Here is a 19,818-nt window from a genome sequence, read left to right as displayed (position 1 = left end):
GGCTGCTAGGCGCGACGAAAAATTTTTCAAAGATAATGTAATAAAAGAAAAAGTATGCCTATAATAATAGCAGGCATACTTTTTTTTATTTCGGACGTGACAGGAATTTCAGTACCCGGGCACCTGTATCGCGAACGCGGCGTAAGGGGGCAACACTGACTTTAACTCTGGGGCGCATATCCCGTTCTGAGCCGAAATCGCCGCGTTTTATGGTTGTGGTTTTGATTTTTCCAGGTCTGAAATAGTGCTTTAAAATTTTTATCATTACGTTGGGACGGGCTTGGTCCTCACAAGAGAAGATGTCTATGGCGGCATATCCTAAATCAGGATAAGTGTGGAGATTTATATGCCCTTCAGATAAAAGCATTAATGCAGCTATTCCCTGTGGTTCAAATTTATGGCAACTGAATTCGAGAGGAGTCATGGCGGATTCGCTGATAGCCGCATATATAGCGGTTTTTATGAAATCCATATTATCCAGGTTTTCAAAACTACAGTCATACAAATCGACAGCTAGATGTCTTCCAAGTACTTTTCTCATACATATCGCCCCGCTTTACTATATTTTTGTCCTGAGGCGCCTACCCTTCCGCGAAAAAGATTAAAATCAGGAACTTTTCCAACGAAAAATGGATATTTTCTAGGATTAGTAGTATTACGCCGATTTTTATCATGATTTACAACTCTTGATTATAATTCGGAATGACTTGGTTGTAAAGATAATTTTACCAGGAAATAAAAAATTCTCCGGATTACACCTGATTATGACAATATAGCACTGAAACTAGTGTTTCCTGAATTGTTTTTACGTACAAGCAAGTTTTTAAATGGGTTAAATTCCCTTGCCACAGTACATCTAATTATAGTAAAATTTTCTCAATAATAAACTTTATTTAAGGAGAATTATGATGACTAACCAATTAACAACCTTATTAAATATCAAATATCCTATCCTTCAGGGGGGGATGGCTTGGGTTTCGGAAAGTCGTTTAGCCACAGCTGTTTCGGAAGCCGGTGGGGCTGGTATTATCTCTACCGGTGGCAGAGATGCGGCTTGGGTCAGAGAGCAGATTCGACAGGCAAAATCTTTGACACAAAAACCTTTTGGTGTTAATGTTCAGCTTATGGCACCTAATAAAGAAGAAATTGTCGATCTGATCTGCGAAGAGGCTGTGGCCTTTGTTACTTTGGGAGCCGGTAATCCGGTTCCTTACTTTGATAAATTGAAACAGGCCGGAGTAAAAATCATACCGGTTGTTCCGAATGCAAAACTGGCAGTAAGAGTGCAGGAAAAGGGTGCCGATGCACTAGTTGTAGAGGGAATGGAAGCAGGAGGACATATTGGTGTTTTAACAACGATGGCTCTAATGACGCAGGTTTTGCCACTTGTTGATATTCCAGTGATCGTTGCCGGTGGTTTCGCCGATGGCCGGGGGTTAGCTGCGGCTTTGCTGATGGGGGCCTCCGGAGTACAGATGGGAACAAGATTTTTGCTGGCAGCAGAATGTGCTGTTCATCCTAATTTTAAGCAAAAATTGATTCAAGCCGTTGATACGGATACGGTGGTTACGGGGATAACCATGGGACATGCCGTTCGAGGTGTGAAAAACCCGTTTACCGATAAATTTCTGGCTTTAGAATATAGCGGTGCCCCGAAGGAGGAACTGGAACGCTTGGCTACCGGCAGCAACCGGAAAGCGGCAGTTGACGGTGATATTGAAAATGGCATGGTCCAGGCGGGACAATGCTTGCTGCCACTGAAAAAGATTGAACCGGTACAGACAATTATTGATGATATTGTTGAAGAGGCACAGCAAGTTTTAAAGAGGGCGGCCACTATAGAAATCTAGGGGGAAAGAGATGAATACGATAGAACTGGCTAAGGGAGTATATTATGTCGGCGCCGTGGATTGGAACCAGCGCGATTTTCATGGATATTACACACCACGTGGGGTTACGTATAATTCTTACTTAATTGTTGATGAAAAAATATGCTTGATCGATACGGTCAAAGCCCCGTTTACGAATGAGCTGCTGGAGCGCATAAGGCAAATCGTTGATCCGGCAAAAATTGACTACGTCGTTGTCAATCATGTTGAACCCGATCATTCCGGGGCTTTGCCGGCGATTATGGAACATGCCCCGAATGCCAAAGTTATTTTGACGGCGAATGGTCGGACGGAGACAATAAAGCACTATCAGCGGGAATATGATTTTCAGGTGGTAAAGGAAGGCGATATCCTTAGTCTAGGAAAGAACAGTCTTCACTTTATACCACTTCCGATGCTACATTGGCCGGATTCAATGGCCAGTTATCTGGACGGACATCAGATCCTTTTTTCCAATGATGCCTTTGGACAACATATTTGTACGAGCAGTCCCTTTGATGATCAAAACGATATACACGACATCCTTTACGAGGCGGCAAAATATTATGCCAATATTTTAATGCCCTATAGTAAACTGGTTGGCAGAGCATTAAGCAAAGTGGAAGGAATTCCGGTCAAACAAATTGCCCCTAGCCATGGTGTTGTCTGGCGCAGTCATATTAATAAAATTATTGAAAAATATGCGGCGTGGGGCCAAGGCGTTACTTGCGATAAGGTGGTAGTTATTTATGATGCTTTGTGGGGCAGCACTGAGCAAATGGCGCGGCGTATCCTGGATGGGGTGGCTGCTGGGGGAGTTCAGGTAAAATTGTTTAAAATAACCAATACGCCGTTAAGTGAATTAGCCGTTGAAATATTGGAAGCACGTGGATTGTTATTTGGTTCTCCCACACATAACAATGGTATGATGGCAACAATGGGGGGAGTAATGACTTATCTGCAGGGGTTAAGACCAATCAATAAGATCGCTGCTACTTTTGGTGCTTTTGGCTGGGGCGGTGGAGCAGAGCAAGCTATGGTGGAAGCATTAGGCAAAGCAGGCATAAAAGCGGAAGAACCAGGATTTACCTTAAAGTGGGTACCGGATGAAACAGAATTGGACGCATGTTTTAGTTTTGGTTTGGATTTTGCCCAAAAAGTCCTAGCAGCAGGAAAATAGTAATAAACGGGCGTGATGCATATCACGCCCGTTTGCTTAGATAAAGATTGGTAAATGGATACATAGGCTGCAGATATACGTGCAAACTAGTTGACAGAGTCTGCTGGAGAACAAATGTCAAAGGGGACTGTTCTTTATGTTTACACTCCATCACGGTTTTTGGATTTATTTTATCATGAGAAAGCATCCCCGCGTCTGGCACTTTGTTATTGGTTCCATGCTGCCCGATTATGTCTATGGGGGATTAGTGGCTGTTATGCTGTGTAAGGGACAATTGGGCTGGCAAGATGTTATGGGGATTAACCCCGTGGTCATGATGTCCTACATACCCTTGTACCCCTGGGTAGTTAAGCTGGATCTTGTCGGTCATTCTGTCGTTGTTTGGGGTTGCGTTTTATTCATGACCTTTTTTCCGGTCTTTAAAGGGTTTCAGGCTCTTGTCATTGGCTGGGGTACTCATCTGCTGCTGGATGCACTTACCCATGCGGCTTATGCCAATTATTATTTATATCCCCTGTCAATGGCAGCTGTGCATAGTCCGGTATCATATTGGGAGCAGCAGTATTTTGCCAAAGAATTTAAATGGCTTAATAATTCATTAATGAGTTTAGCGATAGCATATCTTATTTATCAGTGGTGGAGAACTAAAAAAAGCGAGGAAGAATAATTTGATGCAAGTGAAAGCTAAGGTTTTTTGCGCAAAGGAGCACAGCACCGGGTTGCAAATGGTCACCCCTGAATATCAGAGCGAATTAGACTATATTAACGGTGATTTTGCTCCCGAGATATTGTAGATATATACAATTTCCGTCAGCGTTTTATTGACCGGGGTTATATTATTGTCGTAGATGCAGCGCGGGACGCCAAACGCGTAATCCGGCAGATCGCGTTTTCTGTTTTTTAATTGAACACGATAAAAGGAGAAATAGGCTGATTTTTTTATCTGAGGAGAGATAAATGGAAAATGCAATTAGATTATAGTAATTTTAGTCAATATACCTGCTAAAAAGGAATTGATAAAAGTCAAATGGTCAAATATAATTAAGTCAAATAGTCAAACTGATAAGGGGGGGAAGGCTGTGAGCAATCTGGCTGATATTATTGAACAATTCATTCTACGTAAATTGTCTGATGAAAATAATGATATTGTCATATTAAAACGGAACGAACTTGCGGATGAGATTGAATGTGCCCCGTCGCAAATCAGTTATGTACTGAGTACCCGTTTTACGACCGAAAGAGGTTTTATTGTAGAATCCCGCAGAGGCTTGGGTGGTTTCGTACGTATTGCCAGGATCGCAGTGAAGCCACATTCGGTATATGAGGATGTGGCCCAAAAAATTGATGAGACCACAACCTTGGAAGAGGTTATGGCTGTATTGGAATTCTGGCAGCTGCGCGACCTGATTACTGAGCGGGAAATGGTGTTATTGCAGCAATTTGTGACTATGATTTATAAAGTATTTGCGTCGCAGGACAGGGTAGGTATGCTGCGCATGATATTTTTGACTCTGGGTAAATTCTCGTAAAGGGAGAGATGGCCATGTTATGTGATGATTGCAAAAAAAGGCCGGCAAGCGTTCATATTACCAAAATCGTGAATAATGATAAAATAGAGCGGCATCTTTGCAATGAATGTGCGAAAAGCCTGGGAGAAATGAGTTTGGCCGCTTTCGCCATGGATAATAAGTTTTCTGTACAGGATTTTTTAAAAGGCATGTTCAATTATGGCTTTGGCGACGGTGCACAACCTGTGACGGAGGCAGCCTGCCGCAATTGTGGAATGACTTATAGTGAATTTAGCCGTAACGGCAAAATTGGCTGCAGTACCTGTTATACGACTTTTGGTGAACGTTTGGAACCGCTGCTGCGGCGGATTCACGGTTCGAGTGCTCATACCGGTAAAATACCAAAACGGTCCGGCGGAGAGCTGGAGGTAAAACAACGGTTAAAACGCCTGAAACAGGAACTGGCAAAGCATATTGTACAGGAAGAATATGAATTGGCAGCAAAAATTCGTGATGAAATCCGCAGTGTTGAGAAAAAGATGACAGATATGCAGGCAAACAATGGACAATAGGGGGTGAAGATATGTCTATCGAAAACTTACTAAACCATCCGCTGAATTCATGGATGCTGGGCGGGGGTGAGGAAGCGGATATCGTTCTTTCCAGCCGAATCCGTCTGGCTCGTAATCTAGAAGAAATTCCTTTCCCTAACCGTGCCAGCGAAAAACAACTGGCCATGGTTGCGCAGCAAGTGGGTAAATCGCTTCCGGACCTCAGCGAGGGAACTCAGCGTAACTATGAATTTGTTGAGTTAGAGAACTTGTCGCTGCTGGATCGTTATGTGCTCGTTGAAAAACATATCATCAGCCCGCAGCATGTACAGGAAGTGCAGCACCGTGCTTTAATTGTGGAAGAAGATGCCACGGTCAGTGTTATGGTAAATGAAGAGGATCATTTGCGGATTCAATGCATGATGCCGGGGCTGGATCTAAGTTCAGCGCTGGCGCTTGCCGATCAAATTGATGATTGTTTCGAGGCAAAGCATAATTTCGGCTTTACTGAGCAAATGGGATATTTGACAGCTTGTCCCACCAATTTGGGAACCGGGCTGCGTGCTTCAGTTATGCTCCATTTACCTGTTTTAGTTTTGACCCGGCAAATTAACCGGGTGGTGGGTGCCGCGACTCAAATTGGTTTAGCAGTACGTGGGTTGTATGGGGAAGGTACGGAAGCAGCCGGCAATGTGTTCCAGATATCAAACCAACTGACCTTAGGTTATACCGAACAACAAATCATAGAAAATCTGAACAGTGTGGTTAAACAAGTGGTTGAGCATGAACGGAATGCCCGGAACATGTTGCTGGCAGAATCGAGAGAGGCTCTGTCCGACAGAATTTGGCGTTCTTATGGTGTTTTACGTTATGCCCGCAGTATTTCGGGGCAGGAGGCACTGACCATGCTTAGCGAAGTCCGTTTGGGTATAGATCTGGGAGTTATCGGCGAAGTACCCGGACAAATCTTTAATGAGCTGTTGGTGACAACCAGGCCTAACTTTTTACAAAAATTAGCGGCTTGCAATGAGATGGGTTCCGGTCAACGCAATCGTTTCCGGGCGGAAATTATTCGCAAGCGTTTGAAAGAGGTGGAATGATATGTTTGACAGATTTACCGAAAGAGCCCGGAGGGTATTGGCCCTGGCACAGCAGGAGGCTATCCGGCTCGGCCATAACTATATAGGAACCGAACATCTGCTATTAGGTTTGCTTCATGAGGGTGAAGGAGTTGCCGCAAAAGCGCTGGCGTCATTGCAAATTAACCTGGAAACTGTACGCATGCAGGTGGAGTCTATCATTGGGCGCGGTGGAGGGGCGACGGAAATCGCCTATACTCCGCGGGTGAAAAAAGCGCTAGAACTGGCTGTTGATGAAGCGGTAAGCATGGGGCATAACTATGTCGGCACCGAACATATTCTATTAGGTCTGATTCGTGAGGGAGAGGGGGTTGCAGCACAAGTACTGGCTAGTCTGCAGGTGGATATTAATTTGGTAAGGCAGCGGACTTTCGAATTGCTGGGCGGCATGGCAATGCCGGGACAAACAGTGCAGGCATCCGGGACAGGACCGGTTGCAGCAGCAAATAACACTACTCCTTCACTGAACGAGTTTGGCCGCGATCTAAACAAGCTGGCACAGGAGGGAAAAATTGATCCGGTTATCGGGCGGGATCAGGAAATTGAGCGGGTAATTCAGATTTTAAGCCGCCGTACAAAAAATAATCCGGTTTTGATCGGTGAACCGGGTGTGGGTAAAACAGCGATTGCCGAAGGTCTGGCCCAGAGAATTGCAGAAAGTAAAGTACCGGAGATATTGCGCGATAAACGGGTGGTATCTTTAAATATCGCGTCCATGGTGGCTGGTTCCAAGTACCGTGGTGAATTTGAAGACCGCCTGAAAAAAGTGATGGAGGAAATTCGCAGCCAGGGAAATATTATCTTATTTATTGATGAGTTGCATACTTTGATTGGTGCCGGCGCGGCGGAGGGAGCCATTGATGCCGCCAATATTTTAAAACCGGCGCTGGCCAGAGGGGAACTGCAGGCCATTGGCGCCACGACCCTGGATGAGTATAAAAAGCATATTGAAAAAGATGCGGCTTTGGAGCGGCGTTTTCAACCTATCCAGGTAGGTGAACCCAGCGTTGAAGATGCGGTTAAAATATTGTTGGGAATACGTGATAAATATGAAGCTTTCCATCGGGCTCAAATTACGGATGAGGCCATTACGGCAGCCGTTCAGTTGTCCCATCGCTATATCGCCGACCGTTTTTTGCCGGATAAAGCCATTGATTTGATGGATGAAGCGGCTTCACGGGTTAGACTGCAGGCTTTCTCCCTACCTCCCGACGTTAAGGGCATTGAAAAGGCTTTGGAAAAGCTGCAGGCGGAGAAAGAGGCTGCCATCGCGGCACAGGAATTTGAACAAGCGGCGCAATTGCGGGATGAAGAAAAGAAACTCCGGGTTAAATGGGAAGAAAAACAAAAAGACTGGAAACAGCGTGGCAACGAACGGATTGTAGTAACGGCGGAGGATATTGCTCAGGTTGTGGCTAGCTGGACCGGAATACCGGTGAAAAAACTGGCGGAAGAAGAGTCGGAACGGTTATTAAATCTGGAGGCGGTGCTTCATAAGCGGGTTGTAGGACAGCATGCCGCCATTCAGGCCGTTGCAAGGGCTATTCGCCGGGCAAGAACCGGACTGAAAAATCCGAAGCGGCCAATTGGCTCCTTCATCTTTTTGGGACCAACCGGTGTAGGAAAAACGGAACTGGCCAGGGCTTTGGCCGAAGCTATTTTTGGCGATGAAAATGCCATGATCCGGCTGGACATGTCCGAGTATATGGAGAAACATACCGTTTCGCGTCTGGTGGGTGCTCCGCCCGGTTATATAGGTTATGAAGAAGGCGGACAGCTTACCGATGCCGTGCGGCGGAAACCGTTTAGTGTTATCCTGCTGGATGAAATAGAAAAGGCCCATTACGATGTATTTAATATGCTGCTGCAGGTACTGGAAGATGGTCATTTGACAGATAGTCAGGGAAGAAAAGTCGACTTTAAAAATACGGTGATCATCATGACTTCCAACCTGGGTGCCAAACATCTCAAGAAAGATGCAGCTGCTTTAGGGTTTGTTACAACGGATAAAGCCGGAAATGAAGAGGAAATTGCTAAGAATAGGGTATTAGAGGAAGCCAAAAGAGCGTTCCGGCCGGAATTTTTGAATCGTATTGACGAAATTCTGGTATTTAGCAGCCTCAGCAATGAAGAATTAACGCAAATTGTGGATATTATGTTACAGGATGTTGCTAAACGGCTGGCTGAGCATCGGATCAAGCTGGAAGTAACGGATCAGGCAAAAGTTCAGCTGCTGAGGGAAGGCAGCGATCCTGCGTATGGCGCCCGGCCATTGCGTCGCTCCATTCAAAAATTGGTGGAGGATGAAATTGCCGAATTGATGCTGAAACAGGAAATTGGTGAAAATGATACTGTTGTGGTAGGTGAAGAGGACAAAAAGCTGACCTTCACAAAACAATAATGATATATTGACGGTGATATCATTATCATCCGGCAGGAATATCAGGAAAATAGAGCGAAAAGCACTTTGGAGAAATAATGGATTTCTTCAAAGTGCTTTTATATTGATTGTAATAAGGAGCGAGCAAAGTGCCTAAAATAAATAAAAGAAAGACCGCTTTTTTCTGTCAGGAGTGCGGTGCGGAATCGGCTAAATGGTTAGGAAAGTGTCCGGGGTGTGGCGCCTGGAATACTATGGTGGAGGAACCGCTGACAGCACATGCTGCTCCTAAAGGACTGTCAGTGGGGTTATCAGACGGGCAAAGTGCCGTACCCATTGTTCAGGTGGATGTTAAAGAGGCGCCGCGTTTTCACACCGGTTCACAGGAATTGGACCGGGTGTTGGGTGGTGGCGTGCTGCCAGGATCGTTGAGCATTATTGTCGGCGATCCTGGTATCGGTAAATCCAGTCTTACCATCAAGGTGTGCGCCAACGCAGCTGTTTTTGGCGGAAAAACTTTATATGTTACCGGTGAAGAAAGTGTCAGGCAGGTCAAATTGCGTGCGGATCGTTTAGGGGCCATTCATGAAAATCTTTATGTATTAAGCGAGACCAATCTGGAATATATTGAGCAACAGGTTTTAGCTATTAAACCGGGTTTACTTGTGATCGATTCTATTCAGACGATATTTAAGCCGGACATCCAAAGTGCACCCGGCAGTATCAGTCAGGTGCGGGAATGTGCAGTACAGCTTTTACGTTTGGCAAAGCTGAATTCCATAGCGGTTTTCTTAGTAGGGCATGTTCTTAAGGACGGCACACTGGCAGGTCCCCGGGCACTGGAGCATATAGTGGATACAGTACTGTATTTTGAGGGTGACCGCAACGCGCAATACCGTGTGCTGCGGGCGGTAAAAAACCGTTTTGGCAGCACGAATGAAGTCGGTTTATTTGAAATGCGTAATGAGGGATTAGTGGATGTTCCTGATGCATCTAAAATTTTCCTTTCCGAGCGCCCGCTGGATGTTCCCGGCAGTATTGTAGTACCGACCGTGGAAGGAACCCGTCCGCTATTGGTGGAGATACAGGCTTTGGTCAGTGCTTCGCCGTTTATGCCTCCACGCCGTACGGCTGACTGTATTGATATAAAACGCATTCAGCTTTTGTTGGCTGTTTTAGAGAAACGGGTAGGAATGGCACTGGGAACTTCCGATGTATATGTGAAGGTAGCCGGAAGTATTAAAATTGATGAGCCAGCCGCCGATTTAGGGATCATCGTCGCTTTGGCCTCCAGCTTTCATAATCGGAATACGGCCGAGGGAACGGTCGTGCTGGGAGAGGTAGGTTTGGCCGGAGAAGTACGCGCCATTACCCAGATTGAAACCCGTATCAGGGAAACAGAGCGGATGGGTTTTAAACGTATTGTTATTCCCAAAAACAATCGTAAGGGGTTGCCTAAGACGGGCATGGAAATTATCGAAGTGGAAACGGTGCTGGAAGGGCTGACCGCCGCTTTGCATTGATAAAGAAGCAATGCTTGAAAACATCTTTCCTATGTGGTGGATTTTATTTCTGATGCGAGGCATCTATGAGGTAACGGAAGGGTTGTGTAGAAGAGCATGACAAAGACCCGTGAAGAAAAACTCTGGGATGAACGTTTCATAAAAGCTATTAAAAGCCTGTCGCCCGGTACGGCCTTACGGGAAGGGTTGGAACATGTTTTACGGGCCAGGATGGGGGCCCTGGTGGCATTTGGCGATCAACTCACCATGAAAGAATTAGTCGATGGCGGTTTTGCTTTAGACTGTGAATTTACCCCGGCTGGCTTTTATGAATTGGCAAAAATGGATGGGGCCTTGCTCTTGTCCCCGGATGCAAAACGAATTTTGTATGCCAATGCACAACTGATTCCCGACGCTTCGATACTAACGACTGAAACCGGTACGCGCCACCGGACGGCGGAGCGGGTTGCCCGGCAAACCGGCAATATGGTCATTGCCATTTCGCAGCGGCGTAATGTAATCACTCTGTATCTGGGGCATTTACGATATACCTTAAAAGATATCACCATTATCTTGAACCGGGCAAACCAGGCATTGCAAACGTTAGAAAAATATAAAAGAGTATTTCAAAAAAGCATTGTAAGACTGGATGTGCTGGAGTTTGATGCTGCGGTTACGTTATCCGAGGTTGCAGCATTGATCATTCGGGGAGAGAAAGTCTGCCGGATTGCCCGTGAAATCGAACGGAATGCGCTGGAATTAGGACAGGAGGGGCGACTGGTGACCATGCAACTGGAGGAGCTGCTGTCAGACGTTGATGAACTGCAGCTGCTGCTGCAAGATTATCATTGTAGTGAACAGATTGCCGATATCAAAAAAATGCAGGATCAACTCGTGTTGCTGCCGGAGGATGAACTGGTCCCCCATGTCGTTTGCCGTATGCTAGGCTATGCGGTGACACCGGCTTCGGCGCTGGACATACCGGTTGTGCCGCGTGGGTACCGTATATTGCGCAAAATTCCGCGTTTACCATTGGGGATCATTGAAAATGTAATTGCCTGTTTTAAGAACTTGTCCGGTATTTATCAGGCCAGCAGTAGTGAACTTGATGCAGTAGAGGGTATTGGTGAAATCCGTGCCAAAACAATAAAAGACGGTCTCCAGCAGGTACGCCAGCAGGCATTGTTTGACCGTTATATATAAATTATTCTTTGATTTTTTCTAAATCGATGCTCCGGATAAACCGGGCATAAGCCCGATTTTCTTCTATCCTGACAATTTGATAGAGTTTGTTATCCTCGGTCAGGACTTCGTCGCCTACGTGGGCAACCAGAGGCACGTACATGAGAGTACGTTCATCCTGCTCATCGAGGATAAGATAGTAGTCATAGACTTTTTGCGGAACCTGTTCAGGTTTGTTTTGCAATGGCAGTATCTGAAACGGTACAAGGTGCAAAAGACTAAATAGAATGAACCCGCAGATAATGATTACACCTGTTATTATGATAAGACGGCGTTTCTTTATCAGCATAGTACACCCCCTAGTCCTTGATTTTTTTGCGGAAGCGGCGCCAGATATCGTTAAATTCGGTTGTTCGCAGTTTTTGCAGTTTTTGCCGGGCTTCTTTTAAACTGCCTGTGCTTAGATATAGGTATAGCGCGGAAGCTGCCAGTACTAAGAAGATAAGCACAAGGATATCATAGACCGCAGAATCGGCTGTATTGTCAGCAGTTTCAGTATCCGTTATTTGATTTTCCGGAGGAGTTTCGGCTTGTTTAGCCGCATTGTCAGGGATGGATTGCGCTGACGGTGTTTTAGGCGCCGGCAGCGGCAACAGGGAAGGAATAATATCGGCAAATAGCGCTGCACTGTATTCTGCTGCCGGCCGCGAGTTATACTGCGTTCCGACTTCCACCAATATAGCTTTGGGGCTAAGGTCCTGATTGTAATTGCCACGGGCAATAAATATACCCCGGATTAACCCTTTGTACTTCGCGTCAGCGGCAGTTTTGATTTGTTTGGCGAAATTTTCCGTAGTTTTGCGGTTTTGATTTTGCTGGCCTACGACCAGCAGTAATTTGGTTGCAGGTTTTCCATTGAAAGAGAGCTGATAGGCTTTAGCCGGGGCACTATCGCGGTGAAAGTCGAATAGGGCTGCAGGATTCTTTTTCAGCATTCTTAAAACAGTCCGCCGGGAGCGGTGATAGGCGTTAGCATCATGTGGGTCATGCAAAGTTTTGTCATGCAGGGTTTGATAACCTAATTGTTGCAGCCGGTCGGCGAAAGCCGCCCCGACTTCCATAATGCTGCCGTCACCTTTTTTGATAGGAACGCCGTCGGTGGGGATATATGCTTCATCTGTATGGGTGTGATATACGGCAATTAAAGGGGGCGGCGAATTAGTGCTGCTTGCGGTGATAGCAGGAGGCTCCCCGGCAGAAGACAGGGGAGTGGTCAGAAGACGAGCGACAGCTTGCATTTCGTTTATCGTGAAAATTTGGTAGGTTTGATTGTCTTCAGCAATATAGATATCTCCTTCATGTACTTGTATTCCTGTTTGCAGCAGAACGTTGTTCTGTTCGTCGACAACAGTTATATAATCCTGGGACAATTCGGTTTCCAGCGGCGGAGAAGCCACGGCAATAGGCGGGGCAGATAAAGCCAGATACGTGACACTGATTAAAATGGCAAAAAGTTTGGGCATAGACACACCTCGCCGCGGCTTCCATGGCTGTTAAGCAGGTACAGCCATTTCTAGGACAGAACTATTAAGTGACGTTAACTTTATGGGATTAGCATGTCCGGATTTTTCCTGAGTATGTAAATAAAAACGCGGCCTATTACAATAGGCCGCGTTACCTGACGTCTAGAGCTATGATAAGTGAAAAGCTCCCAGCGTCTTAAGATTTTTTAACTCCTGAACAAGAAGATCGTGGATATCAATTCCGGAAAAGTTGCATAAAGCAGCCAAATAAAACAGATTATGGCCGATTTCCTTGCTTAGAATTTCTTTGCAATTGCTGCAGGGTTCACCGGACAAGTGTGAGGACATAAATTTTAATAATTCACTGTACTCAGCTTCACGAGGAATCTTTTGGCGATTGGCTTTAATGTCTACGCAGCCGCATTCAGTAACTGCTTTGGCAAAAGCACGATTTACTCTGGCATTTGATTCCTGGTATTTGGTTAGGACATCAAGGATACTGCGATGACGAATTAAATACTGATCAACGGCTAGCTGGAAATCACGGCAACAGTTATCTGCCACGTGGATACACCTCACTTTGAATTTATTATATAAACGCCTAAAGTGATTGTCAATAATTTTACACATAAATGATTAATTGACAACTACACATGAAATATGCTAAAATATTAAATTTTGACAAATAGGATATTCTGTGTTACACTAAAAACAGACAGGGGGGGCTGCAATGTTAGCGATAGGCGATAAGGTTGTTTATCCTATGCATGGTGCTGGTGTCATCGAAGCCATTGAAGAACATGAAGTGCTAGGCGAGCGGCAACTCTATTATATTCTGACAATGCCATTCGGTGGAATGAAAGTTATGATTCCCATGCAAAGCGTAAAAAGTATCGGTCTTCGTGATATTATTGGCGAGTTGGAAGTGCCGAAAGTAGTGGATATCTTACAGACAGCCCCGGTGGAGATTAATGTAAGCTGGAATCGTCGTTTTAACAGTAGTTTGTTAAAGTTAAAAACAGGCAGCATTTATGAAGTTGCAGAAGTGGTAAAAAATCTGATAGCCAGAGATCATAGTAAAAAGTTATCGACCGGGGAACGCAGATTATTAGATACAGCAAAGCAAATTTTGGTTAGTGAGTTAGTGCTGGTCTGTGGTAAAGATGCGGATAGTGTGGAGGAGTGGATCTACGATTTGTGCCAAAAAAATACGCCAGGCAACTGACGTATTTTTTTGTTCCGGACTGGCAATACTAGCAAGGGAGTTCCCATATTTTGGCTTATTTACAGCATTGACTTGTCGTAAAACGGAAACTCTTATATAATAAATCATATGGAGGGAGGTGTAATATTGCTTAATAAGATTCTGCGTTTTGTCATAACGTTACTGGCAGCAATTGGTGGTTTTGTTATGAGTTCCCGGCTAGTCCCATTATTGTCGGATTTCCTCGGAGAGGCCCTTTTGCGCAACACCGTGGCTGATATTGCTGTAACGACTATCGTAGCATTTTTGGTCGGTGGATTTGTTTTTGGCGTTATAGGATATTTGTTGGCTCCTTTTATTATCCGGTACTTATGGACGGTAATAGACTGGGTGGAAACGCGATTGAATAAAATGCCGGTATATGATGTGTTGGCGGGATCAATTGGTATGGCTATTGGACTCATATTATCTAATTTACTAGGATCAGCTTTTCTTCATATTCCGTATGTCGGAAGTTACGTTCCAGGTATACTGAGTATTATCTTAGGATATTTGGGTATTAATATTGCCATCCGTAAGCGTGGGGAATTTGTCGGGATGCTTGAGGCCCTGCCTTGGATAGGAAGGGAAAAAGAAGGCAGGGACAAGGAAAAATCAAGGGAAAAAGGCCCGGCAGCACCCGAATATCAATATAAAATTCTGGATACCAGTGTTATTATTGACGGACGTATTGCTGATATCTGCCAGAGCGGTTTTATAGAGGGAACTTTGTTAATTCCGGGATTTGTTTTGGAAGAATTGCAGCATATTGCCGATTCGTCCGATCTTCTAAAGCGTAATCGCGGCCGGCGCGGGCTTGACATTTTAAATCGTATTCAAAAAGAACTGGGTATGTATGTACAGATCAGCAATCGTGATTTTGAAGATATTAGCGAAGTAGATTCCAAACTGGTCAAACTGGCACAGGTTTTACAGGGGAAAATTGTAACTAACGATTATAATTTAAATAAAGTGGCTGAGATTCAGGGGGTTCCCGTACTTAATATCAACGAACTTTCCAATGCCGTTAAGCCGGTTGTCCTTCCGGGGGAAGAAATGGTGGTTCATGTCGTGAAGGACGGTAAGGAGTTTGGACAGGGGGTTGCCTACCTGGACGACGGCACGATGATTGTCGTTGATGGTGGAAAGAAGCATATGGGTGAAACCATTGGTGTTATGGTTACTTCGGTGCTGCAGACGGCGGCCGGTAGAATGATTTTTGCCAAACCTAAGCTAATTGAACGCGGAGCGTAAAATACAGCAGTAAAATGTGACGTGATGCCTTTTAGTTTGTTTTATATAAGCAGACTAAAGGGCATTTTCGTGTATTTTCGGCAGAACATTCTGAACCTGGAAAAATAATCTTATTTATTTACGCTATTTATTAAAGATGGCTATTATCAGCAGGATTTAGGTAAAATGTGTTGAAGATAGTAAGATATGTGTTTTTATGTCTAAGATTTCCTTACATCAGAATAAATTAGGGACATAGATATATATGTAGGCGCATCTGCACGGTTAAGAAATTAGCTACAGCCAAGTAAGAAAGGATGATAAATTTAGTGGTTACGGTAATTTTGCCGGCTGCCGGACAGGGAAAGCGAATGAACCATGTGACAAACAAAGTGTTTATTCCTTTATTGAATCGTCCGGTGCTGATTCACAGCGTGCTGGCGTTTTCAGTTTGTCCCGAAGTCGATAATCTGGTTATTGCGGCCGCACGCTCCGAAGTAGCCATAGTGGAGAAAATGCTGGCTAATGTGCCGGGAATTAAGCCGTGGCAGGTTGTTGCCGGTGGGAGTGAGCGGCAATATTCTATTGCTAACGCTCTTAAAGTGACTCCTGAGATTGCAGAGGTCATTTTGGTGCACGATGCGGCCAGGCCATTGATTAAACCGCGCATGATCAGCCGGATGGTTGCTGCGGCCCGGGAGTTTAAAGCGGCCGGACTTGCTGTTCCGGTCAAGGATACGATTAAAAAAGTAGATGCTGAAACTTTTGTTACCGAAACACCGGCCCGGCGTGATATGTGGATTATGCAGACGCCGCAGGCCTTCGATGCCGCTATATTGCGCAAAGCGTACGATCAGGCTGCGCGGGAGGGTTTCCTCGGAACCGATGATGCATCTTTGGTGGAACGGCTGGGCATACGGGTAAAGCTGATAGAAGGCAGTTATAGTAATGTCAAAATTACGACCCAGGAAGATATTATTATTGCCGAAGCACTAATGAAAAAGAAATATGGCTATGAAATGCTGCGGTTCGGGATAGAATATGAAGAGCACAAGGTTATTGAAGGCCGGTTTAAGTAAGCCTTGGCTGACGATGAATTATGACAGACGGGTATTACATAAAACCTTTATTATTTAATGTAAGCTGTGAGCCAGATACACAGCTTGTTTTTTTGAAAAAGATATTACTGCAATTTAGACTATAAGTGCAGTAAAGCTTGACGGTGCGTGAAATCTTCCGACAGTGTAAGTAAGTCGCTGAAGCGGATGAGGTCCTTGACGCTGTAGTACATTCAGTTACAGCCAAGTAAGAAAGGATGATAACTTTAGTGGTTACGGTAATTTTGCCGGCTGCCGGACAGGGTAAAAGGATGAGCAATCAGACCAACAAAGTGTTTATTCCCTTGCAGAATCGTCCGGTGCTGATTCATAGCGTGTTGGCCTTTTCAGCTTGTCCGGAAGTAGATAATTTGATTATAGCGGCGGCTGCTACGGAAGTCGCTGTTGTGAAAGAGATGCTGGCTGCTGTGCCGGGAATTAAGCCATGGCAGGTGGTAGTGGGAGGCAGCGAGCGGCAGTATTCTATTGCCAATGCCCTGCAGGTAACGCCTGCTGCCGCTGCTGTGATACTGGTGCATGATGCGGCCAGACCTTTAATACAGCCAGCGATGATCAGCCGGATGATCATCGCTGCCCGGGAGTTTAAAGCGGCAGGATTGGCGGTTCCGCTAAAAGATACGGTTAAAAAAATTGATGAGGAAGGATTCGTTACCGAGACACCGGCTAGGCGCACGATGTGGATTATGCAGACACCGCAGGCCTTTGATGCCGCTATACTGCGCCGCGCGTACGCGCAGGCCGGGAGAGACGGTTTTTTGGGTACGGACGATGCATCCCTGGTGGAGCGTTTGGGAGTACGTGTAAAGCTGGTGGAGGGCAGTTATAGTAATGTAAAAATAACAACTCCGGAGGATATCATTACGGCGGAAGCGTTGTTGAAGAAGGGAAGAGAACCGGATATGCTGCGTTTTGGGATGGGATATGATGTACATCGTCTGGTCGAGGGCCGCAAGTTGATATTGGGTGGCGTAGAAGTACCACATATTCATGGTCTGGATGGGCATTCCGATGCTGATGTCCTGCTGCATGCCATTAAAGATGCCATGCTGGGTGCAGCCGCTCTTGGTGATATCGGCCGTCACTTTCCAGACACTGATCCGCAATATAAGGGAATATCCAGTCTTTCACTTCTGGGAAAGGTGAAGGACATTATTGCCAGTAAAGGGTATATGGTTAATAATATTGATGCGACTATTGTGGCTGAGAAGCCAAAGCTGGCACCGTACATCGGAAAGATGATAGCCAATATTGCGGCAAAACTAATGATTGATATTGATATGGTTAATGTCAAGGCAACGACAACCGAAGGACTGGGATTTGCCGGTAAACGTGAAGGAATTGCTGCGTATGCGGTGGTTTCCATTATGAAAGATGCTTGCGTCATAAAATAAGACCCGCTTAGACGGGTCTTATTTTATCCTGATTGAAAGAAGCCGGGTAAACGGAAATCAGAAACATCCAACAAGGAAAAGACACGGCTGCGGGAAAGCCGCCGTGTCTTTTCCTTGTTGCTTATTGAGGATCAATAATAGCGATATCGCCCTCTTCGCCGGTACGAATCCGTACAGCATTTTCGATAGGATAAACAAAGATTTTGCCGTCGCCAATGTTGCCGGTATGGCAGGCCTTTTTTGCTGCTTCCAATACTTTCTCGACAGGGACCTCGCAGACAACGGTCTCAATTTTGACTTTAGGCACCAGGTTGATGGTAACCTCCTTGCCCCGATAGACCTCTTTATGTCCCTTGGATAAACCGCAGCCATACACTTGGGTTACCGTCATGCCGGCAACGCCGATGGCATTGAGAGCTTCTTTCAGTTCTTCCAATTTTTCCGGGCGGGTTATAATATCAATCTTGGTTATTTTTCTCATTCTACTTCCTCCTCAGGATTATAATTTAAGATTTGCTTGTGGAAGTGGCCAGTGAGGTTTTGGTAACGCTTTCGGTACTTGCAGAGGCTTGCAGGCTGATAGGAGATCCGCTGATAAGATCCTGATAGGCATAACCTCTTTCACCGTGATCACTGATATCCATACCTTCAATTTCCTGAGTTTCGTCAGCACGTAATTTAACAAAGATGCCTAATACTTTCAAGATGATAAACGTCATGACAGCGGCAAAAAACCAACTTACAAGGACCCCGATAATCTGAGTGGTAAGCTGTTCCGGATTGCCATAGAAAAGGCCGTCCGCGCCGGCCGGATTTACTGCCTTGGAAGCAAACAAACCGGTTGCAATAGCTCCCCAGGTGCCGCCTATACCGTGTACACCGAATGCGTCTAGGGCATCGTCATAACCGGCTTTTGCTTTCAATACGGCAACGGCAAGAAAGCAAATAATACCGGAGAGTAAACCCATGATAATGGCTGCAATGGGAGTAACGAAGCCGGCTGCCGGGGTGATAGCAACCAAGCCAGCCACACAACCGCTGGCAGCGCCCAAAATGGTCGGTTTGCCATGATAAAGCCATTCGGTCAATACCCAGGAAACAGTTGCAGCAGCTGCTGCAACGTGCGTGGTCACGAAAGCGCTGGCAGCGAGGCCGTTAGCACCCAGAGCGCTGCCGGCATTGAAACCGAACCAGCCGAACCACAGCAGGGAAGCACCAATGACAGTCATAGGCAAATGATGCGGCAACATAACTTCAGAACCATAACCCCTGCGTTTACCAATTACAATAGCAACTACCAGGCCGGATACGCCGGATAAAATATGAACAACGGTGCCGCCGGCAAAATCAAGAATACCCATTTCGCGCATCCAACCACCAAGACCCCATACCCAGTGGGCAACAGGTGAATATACAATAGTAGACCAAATTAAAGTGAAAAGAACAAAAGCAGGGAATTTCATACGTTCGGCAAAGGCGCCGGTAATCAGGGCGGCAGTAATTACGGCAAACATTCCCTGAAAAGTCATAAATGCGAAGTGAGGAATTGTTCCTGCATAATCGGCGTTAATTTCCTGGCCCACACCGTTCAGGCCAATCCAATCCAGGCTGCCGATGATGTGATTGATATCGGGACCAAAAGCGAGAGAGTAGCCCCAAAGAGCCCAGGTCACTGAAATAAGTCCAAGAATAAAAAAGCTTTGCATAATAGTGCTTAATACGTTTTTAGTCCTTACCATACCGCCATAAAATAAAGCTAACCCAGGAGTCATAAGCATAACAAGTGCGGCGCTGACTAATACAAATGTAGTATCACCGGTATCAATCGCCGGTGCGGCTGCAGCCTCAGCTGCTTCCTCGGCAAAAGCTGCCGGTAACCAAGCAAACATCATTAATAAAGACAAGCCCAATGAATTCCATAATCTTTTCATGCTAATACCCTTCTTTCATTATAATTTGATTCGATTACCATGTTAATGCCCTTTGTAGCCCTATCCGCC

19 protein-coding genes are annotated in these 19,818 nt (G+C 45.5%); 13 read left to right on the top strand and 6 right to left on the bottom strand.

The genetic code is table 11. The features are described 5' to 3' along the window. Positions 1-85: 85 nt before the first annotated feature. Entirely contained in the window at positions 86-541 is a 456-nt protein-coding gene (gene speD / locus P22_RS19215; RefSeq protein ID WP_054261848.1) for an adenosylmethionine decarboxylase, read from the bottom strand. Positions 542-908: 367 nt separating this feature from the next. Here speD and P22_RS19210 point away from each other — a divergent pair, with 367 nt between their 5' ends. The 9 genes from P22_RS19210 (at position 909) to disA (ending at position 11,331) form a co-directional block, all read left to right on the top strand. Next, on the top strand, positions 909-1,850 hold the full coding sequence (locus tag P22_RS19210) for a nitronate monooxygenase (protein WP_054261847.1): 942 nt from the start codon (positions 909-911) through the stop codon (positions 1,848-1,850). 10 nt (positions 1,851-1,860) lie between these two features. Further along, positions 1,861-3,048, top strand: coding sequence for an FprA family A-type flavoprotein (locus P22_RS19205; protein WP_054261846.1), 1,188 nt, complete (start codon positions 1,861-1,863; stop codon positions 3,046-3,048). Positions 3,049-3,184: 136 nt separating this feature from the next. Then, positions 3,185-3,715 carry a hypothetical protein gene (locus P22_RS19200; protein WP_054261845.1) on the top strand — a complete coding sequence of 177 codons (531 nt, stop codon included), beginning with the start codon at positions 3,185-3,187 and terminating at the stop codon, positions 3,713-3,715. A gap of 412 nt (positions 3,716-4,127) precedes the next feature. Next, positions 4,128-4,577: a CtsR family transcriptional regulator gene (locus tag P22_RS19195; RefSeq protein WP_054261844.1), complete on the top strand. Its 450-nt coding sequence runs from the start codon at positions 4,128-4,130 to the stop codon at positions 4,575-4,577. Positions 4,578-4,591: 14 nt separating this feature from the next. Beyond that, positions 4,592-5,128 (top strand): UvrB/UvrC motif-containing protein, encoded by a 537-nt coding sequence (locus P22_RS19190; protein ID WP_054261843.1) that lies wholly within the window; start codon positions 4,592-4,594, stop codon positions 5,126-5,128. Between the two features lie 11 nt (positions 5,129-5,139). Beyond that, positions 5,140-6,207, top strand: a complete 1,068-nt coding sequence (locus tag P22_RS19185) for a protein arginine kinase (RefSeq protein WP_054261842.1) — start codon at positions 5,140-5,142, stop codon at positions 6,205-6,207. 1 nt (position 6,208) lies between these two features. Then, positions 6,209-8,647: an ATP-dependent Clp protease ATP-binding subunit gene (locus P22_RS19180; RefSeq protein ID WP_054261841.1), complete on the top strand. Its 2,439-nt coding sequence runs from the start codon at positions 6,209-6,211 to the stop codon at positions 8,645-8,647. A gap of 137 nt (positions 8,648-8,784) precedes the next feature. Beyond that, a complete protein-coding gene (gene radA / locus P22_RS19175; RefSeq protein ID WP_054261851.1) occupies positions 8,785-10,149 on the top strand; it encodes a DNA repair protein RadA in 1,365 nt (454 codons plus the stop codon). A gap of 96 nt (positions 10,150-10,245) precedes the next feature. Next, positions 10,246-11,331, top strand: coding sequence for a DNA integrity scanning diadenylate cyclase DisA (gene disA, locus P22_RS19170; RefSeq protein WP_054261840.1), 1,086 nt, complete (start codon positions 10,246-10,248; stop codon positions 11,329-11,331). Position 11,332: 1 nt separating this feature from the next. On the opposite strand, the gene P22_RS19165 is transcribed toward disA, so the two are convergent. From P22_RS19165 to P22_RS19155, 3 genes are all read right to left on the bottom strand, one after another. Next, a complete protein-coding gene (locus P22_RS19165) occupies positions 11,333-11,659 on the bottom strand; it encodes a stage II sporulation protein P (RefSeq protein WP_235814732.1) in 327 nt (108 codons plus the stop codon). A gap of 10 nt (positions 11,660-11,669) precedes the next feature. Continuing rightward, positions 11,670-12,833 (bottom strand): stage II sporulation protein P, encoded by a 1,164-nt coding sequence (gene spoIIP, locus P22_RS19160; RefSeq protein WP_054261839.1) that lies wholly within the window; start codon positions 12,831-12,833, stop codon positions 11,670-11,672. Positions 12,834-13,001: 168 nt separating this feature from the next. Then, positions 13,002-13,397, bottom strand: a complete 396-nt coding sequence (locus P22_RS19155) for a nucleoside triphosphate pyrophosphohydrolase family protein (protein ID WP_054261838.1) — start codon at positions 13,395-13,397, stop codon at positions 13,002-13,004. Between the two features lie 166 nt (positions 13,398-13,563). On the opposite strand from P22_RS19155, the gene P22_RS19150 reads away from it, so the two are divergent. The 4 genes from P22_RS19150 (at position 13,564) to ispD (P22_RS21500) (ending at position 17,818) form a co-directional block, all read left to right on the top strand. Further along, the gene (locus tag P22_RS19150; protein ID WP_054261837.1) at positions 13,564-14,058 is read left to right on the top strand and encodes a CarD family transcriptional regulator; all 495 of its coding nucleotides are present in this window, start codon (positions 13,564-13,566) and stop codon (positions 14,056-14,058) included. 108 nt (positions 14,059-14,166) lie between these two features. After that, positions 14,167-15,330: a PIN/TRAM domain-containing protein gene (locus tag P22_RS19145; protein ID WP_082378568.1), complete on the top strand. Its 1,164-nt coding sequence runs from the start codon at positions 14,167-14,169 to the stop codon at positions 15,328-15,330. Positions 15,331-15,638: 308 nt separating this feature from the next. Further along, complete coding sequence (gene ispD, locus P22_RS19140; RefSeq protein ID WP_054261835.1) at positions 15,639-16,388, top strand: 2-C-methyl-D-erythritol 4-phosphate cytidylyltransferase; 750 nt, start codon at positions 15,639-15,641, stop codon at positions 16,386-16,388. A 248-nt stretch (positions 16,389-16,636) separates the two neighbouring features. Further along, positions 16,637-17,818, top strand: coding sequence for a 2-C-methyl-D-erythritol 4-phosphate cytidylyltransferase (ispD, locus tag P22_RS21500; RefSeq protein ID WP_054261834.1), 1,182 nt, complete (start codon positions 16,637-16,639; stop codon positions 17,816-17,818). Positions 17,819-17,939: 121 nt separating this feature from the next. Here the strand turns inward: ispD (P22_RS21500) and P22_RS19130 are convergent, their stop codons facing one another. Both P22_RS19130 and P22_RS19125 read right to left on the bottom strand, forming a co-directional pair. Next, positions 17,940-18,299, bottom strand: a complete 360-nt coding sequence (locus tag P22_RS19130) for a P-II family nitrogen regulator (RefSeq protein WP_054261833.1) — start codon at positions 18,297-18,299, stop codon at positions 17,940-17,942. A 25-nt stretch (positions 18,300-18,324) separates the two neighbouring features. Then, entirely contained in the window at positions 18,325-19,749 is a 1,425-nt protein-coding gene (locus P22_RS19125; protein ID WP_054261832.1) for an ammonium transporter, read from the bottom strand. Between the last annotated feature and the right edge of the window lie 69 nt (positions 19,750-19,818).

The organism is Propionispora sp. 2/2-37, from assembly GCF_001298735.1.
In the GTDB taxonomy this organism is placed as follows: domain Bacteria; phylum Bacillota; class Negativicutes; order Propionisporales; family Propionisporaceae; genus Propionispora.
Note: the sequence above shows the minus strand (reverse complement) of the source record. Positions and strands in the feature narration are given on the sequence as shown.

Coding starts and splice junctions, on each gene's coding strand:
- speD (WP_054261848.1), bottom strand. CDS start 541: ATGAGAAAAGTACTTGGAAGACATCTAGCTGTCGATTTGTATGACTGT.
- P22_RS19210 (WP_054261847.1), top strand. CDS start 909: ATGACTAACCAATTAACAACCTTATTAAATATCAAATATCCTATCCTT.
- P22_RS19205 (WP_054261846.1), top strand. CDS start 1,861: ATGAATACGATAGAACTGGCTAAGGGAGTATATTATGTCGGCGCCGTG.
- P22_RS19200 (WP_054261845.1), top strand. CDS start 3,185: ATGTTTACACTCCATCACGGTTTTTGGATTTATTTTATCATGAGAAAG.
- P22_RS19190 (WP_054261843.1), top strand. CDS start 4,592: ATGTTATGTGATGATTGCAAAAAAAGGCCGGCAAGCGTTCATATTACC.
- P22_RS19185 (WP_054261842.1), top strand. CDS start 5,140: ATGTCTATCGAAAACTTACTAAACCATCCGCTGAATTCATGGATGCTG.
- P22_RS19180 (WP_054261841.1), top strand. CDS start 6,209: ATGTTTGACAGATTTACCGAAAGAGCCCGGAGGGTATTGGCCCTGGCA.
- disA (WP_054261840.1), top strand. CDS start 10,246: ATGACAAAGACCCGTGAAGAAAAACTCTGGGATGAACGTTTCATAAAA.
- P22_RS19165 (WP_235814732.1), bottom strand. CDS start 11,659: ATGCTGATAAAGAAACGCCGTCTTATCATAATAACAGGTGTAATCATT.
- spoIIP (WP_054261839.1), bottom strand. CDS start 12,833: ATGCCCAAACTTTTTGCCATTTTAATCAGTGTCACGTATCTGGCTTTA.
- P22_RS19150 (WP_054261837.1), top strand. CDS start 13,564: ATGTTAGCGATAGGCGATAAGGTTGTTTATCCTATGCATGGTGCTGGT.
- P22_RS19145 (WP_082378568.1), top strand. CDS start 14,167: ATGGAGGGAGGTGTAATATTGCTTAATAAGATTCTGCGTTTTGTCATA.
- P22_RS19130 (WP_054261833.1), bottom strand. CDS start 18,299: ATGAGAAAAATAACCAAGATTGATATTATAACCCGCCCGGAAAAATTG.
- P22_RS19125 (WP_054261832.1), bottom strand. CDS start 19,749: ATGAAAAGATTATGGAATTCATTGGGCTTGTCTTTATTAATGATGTTT.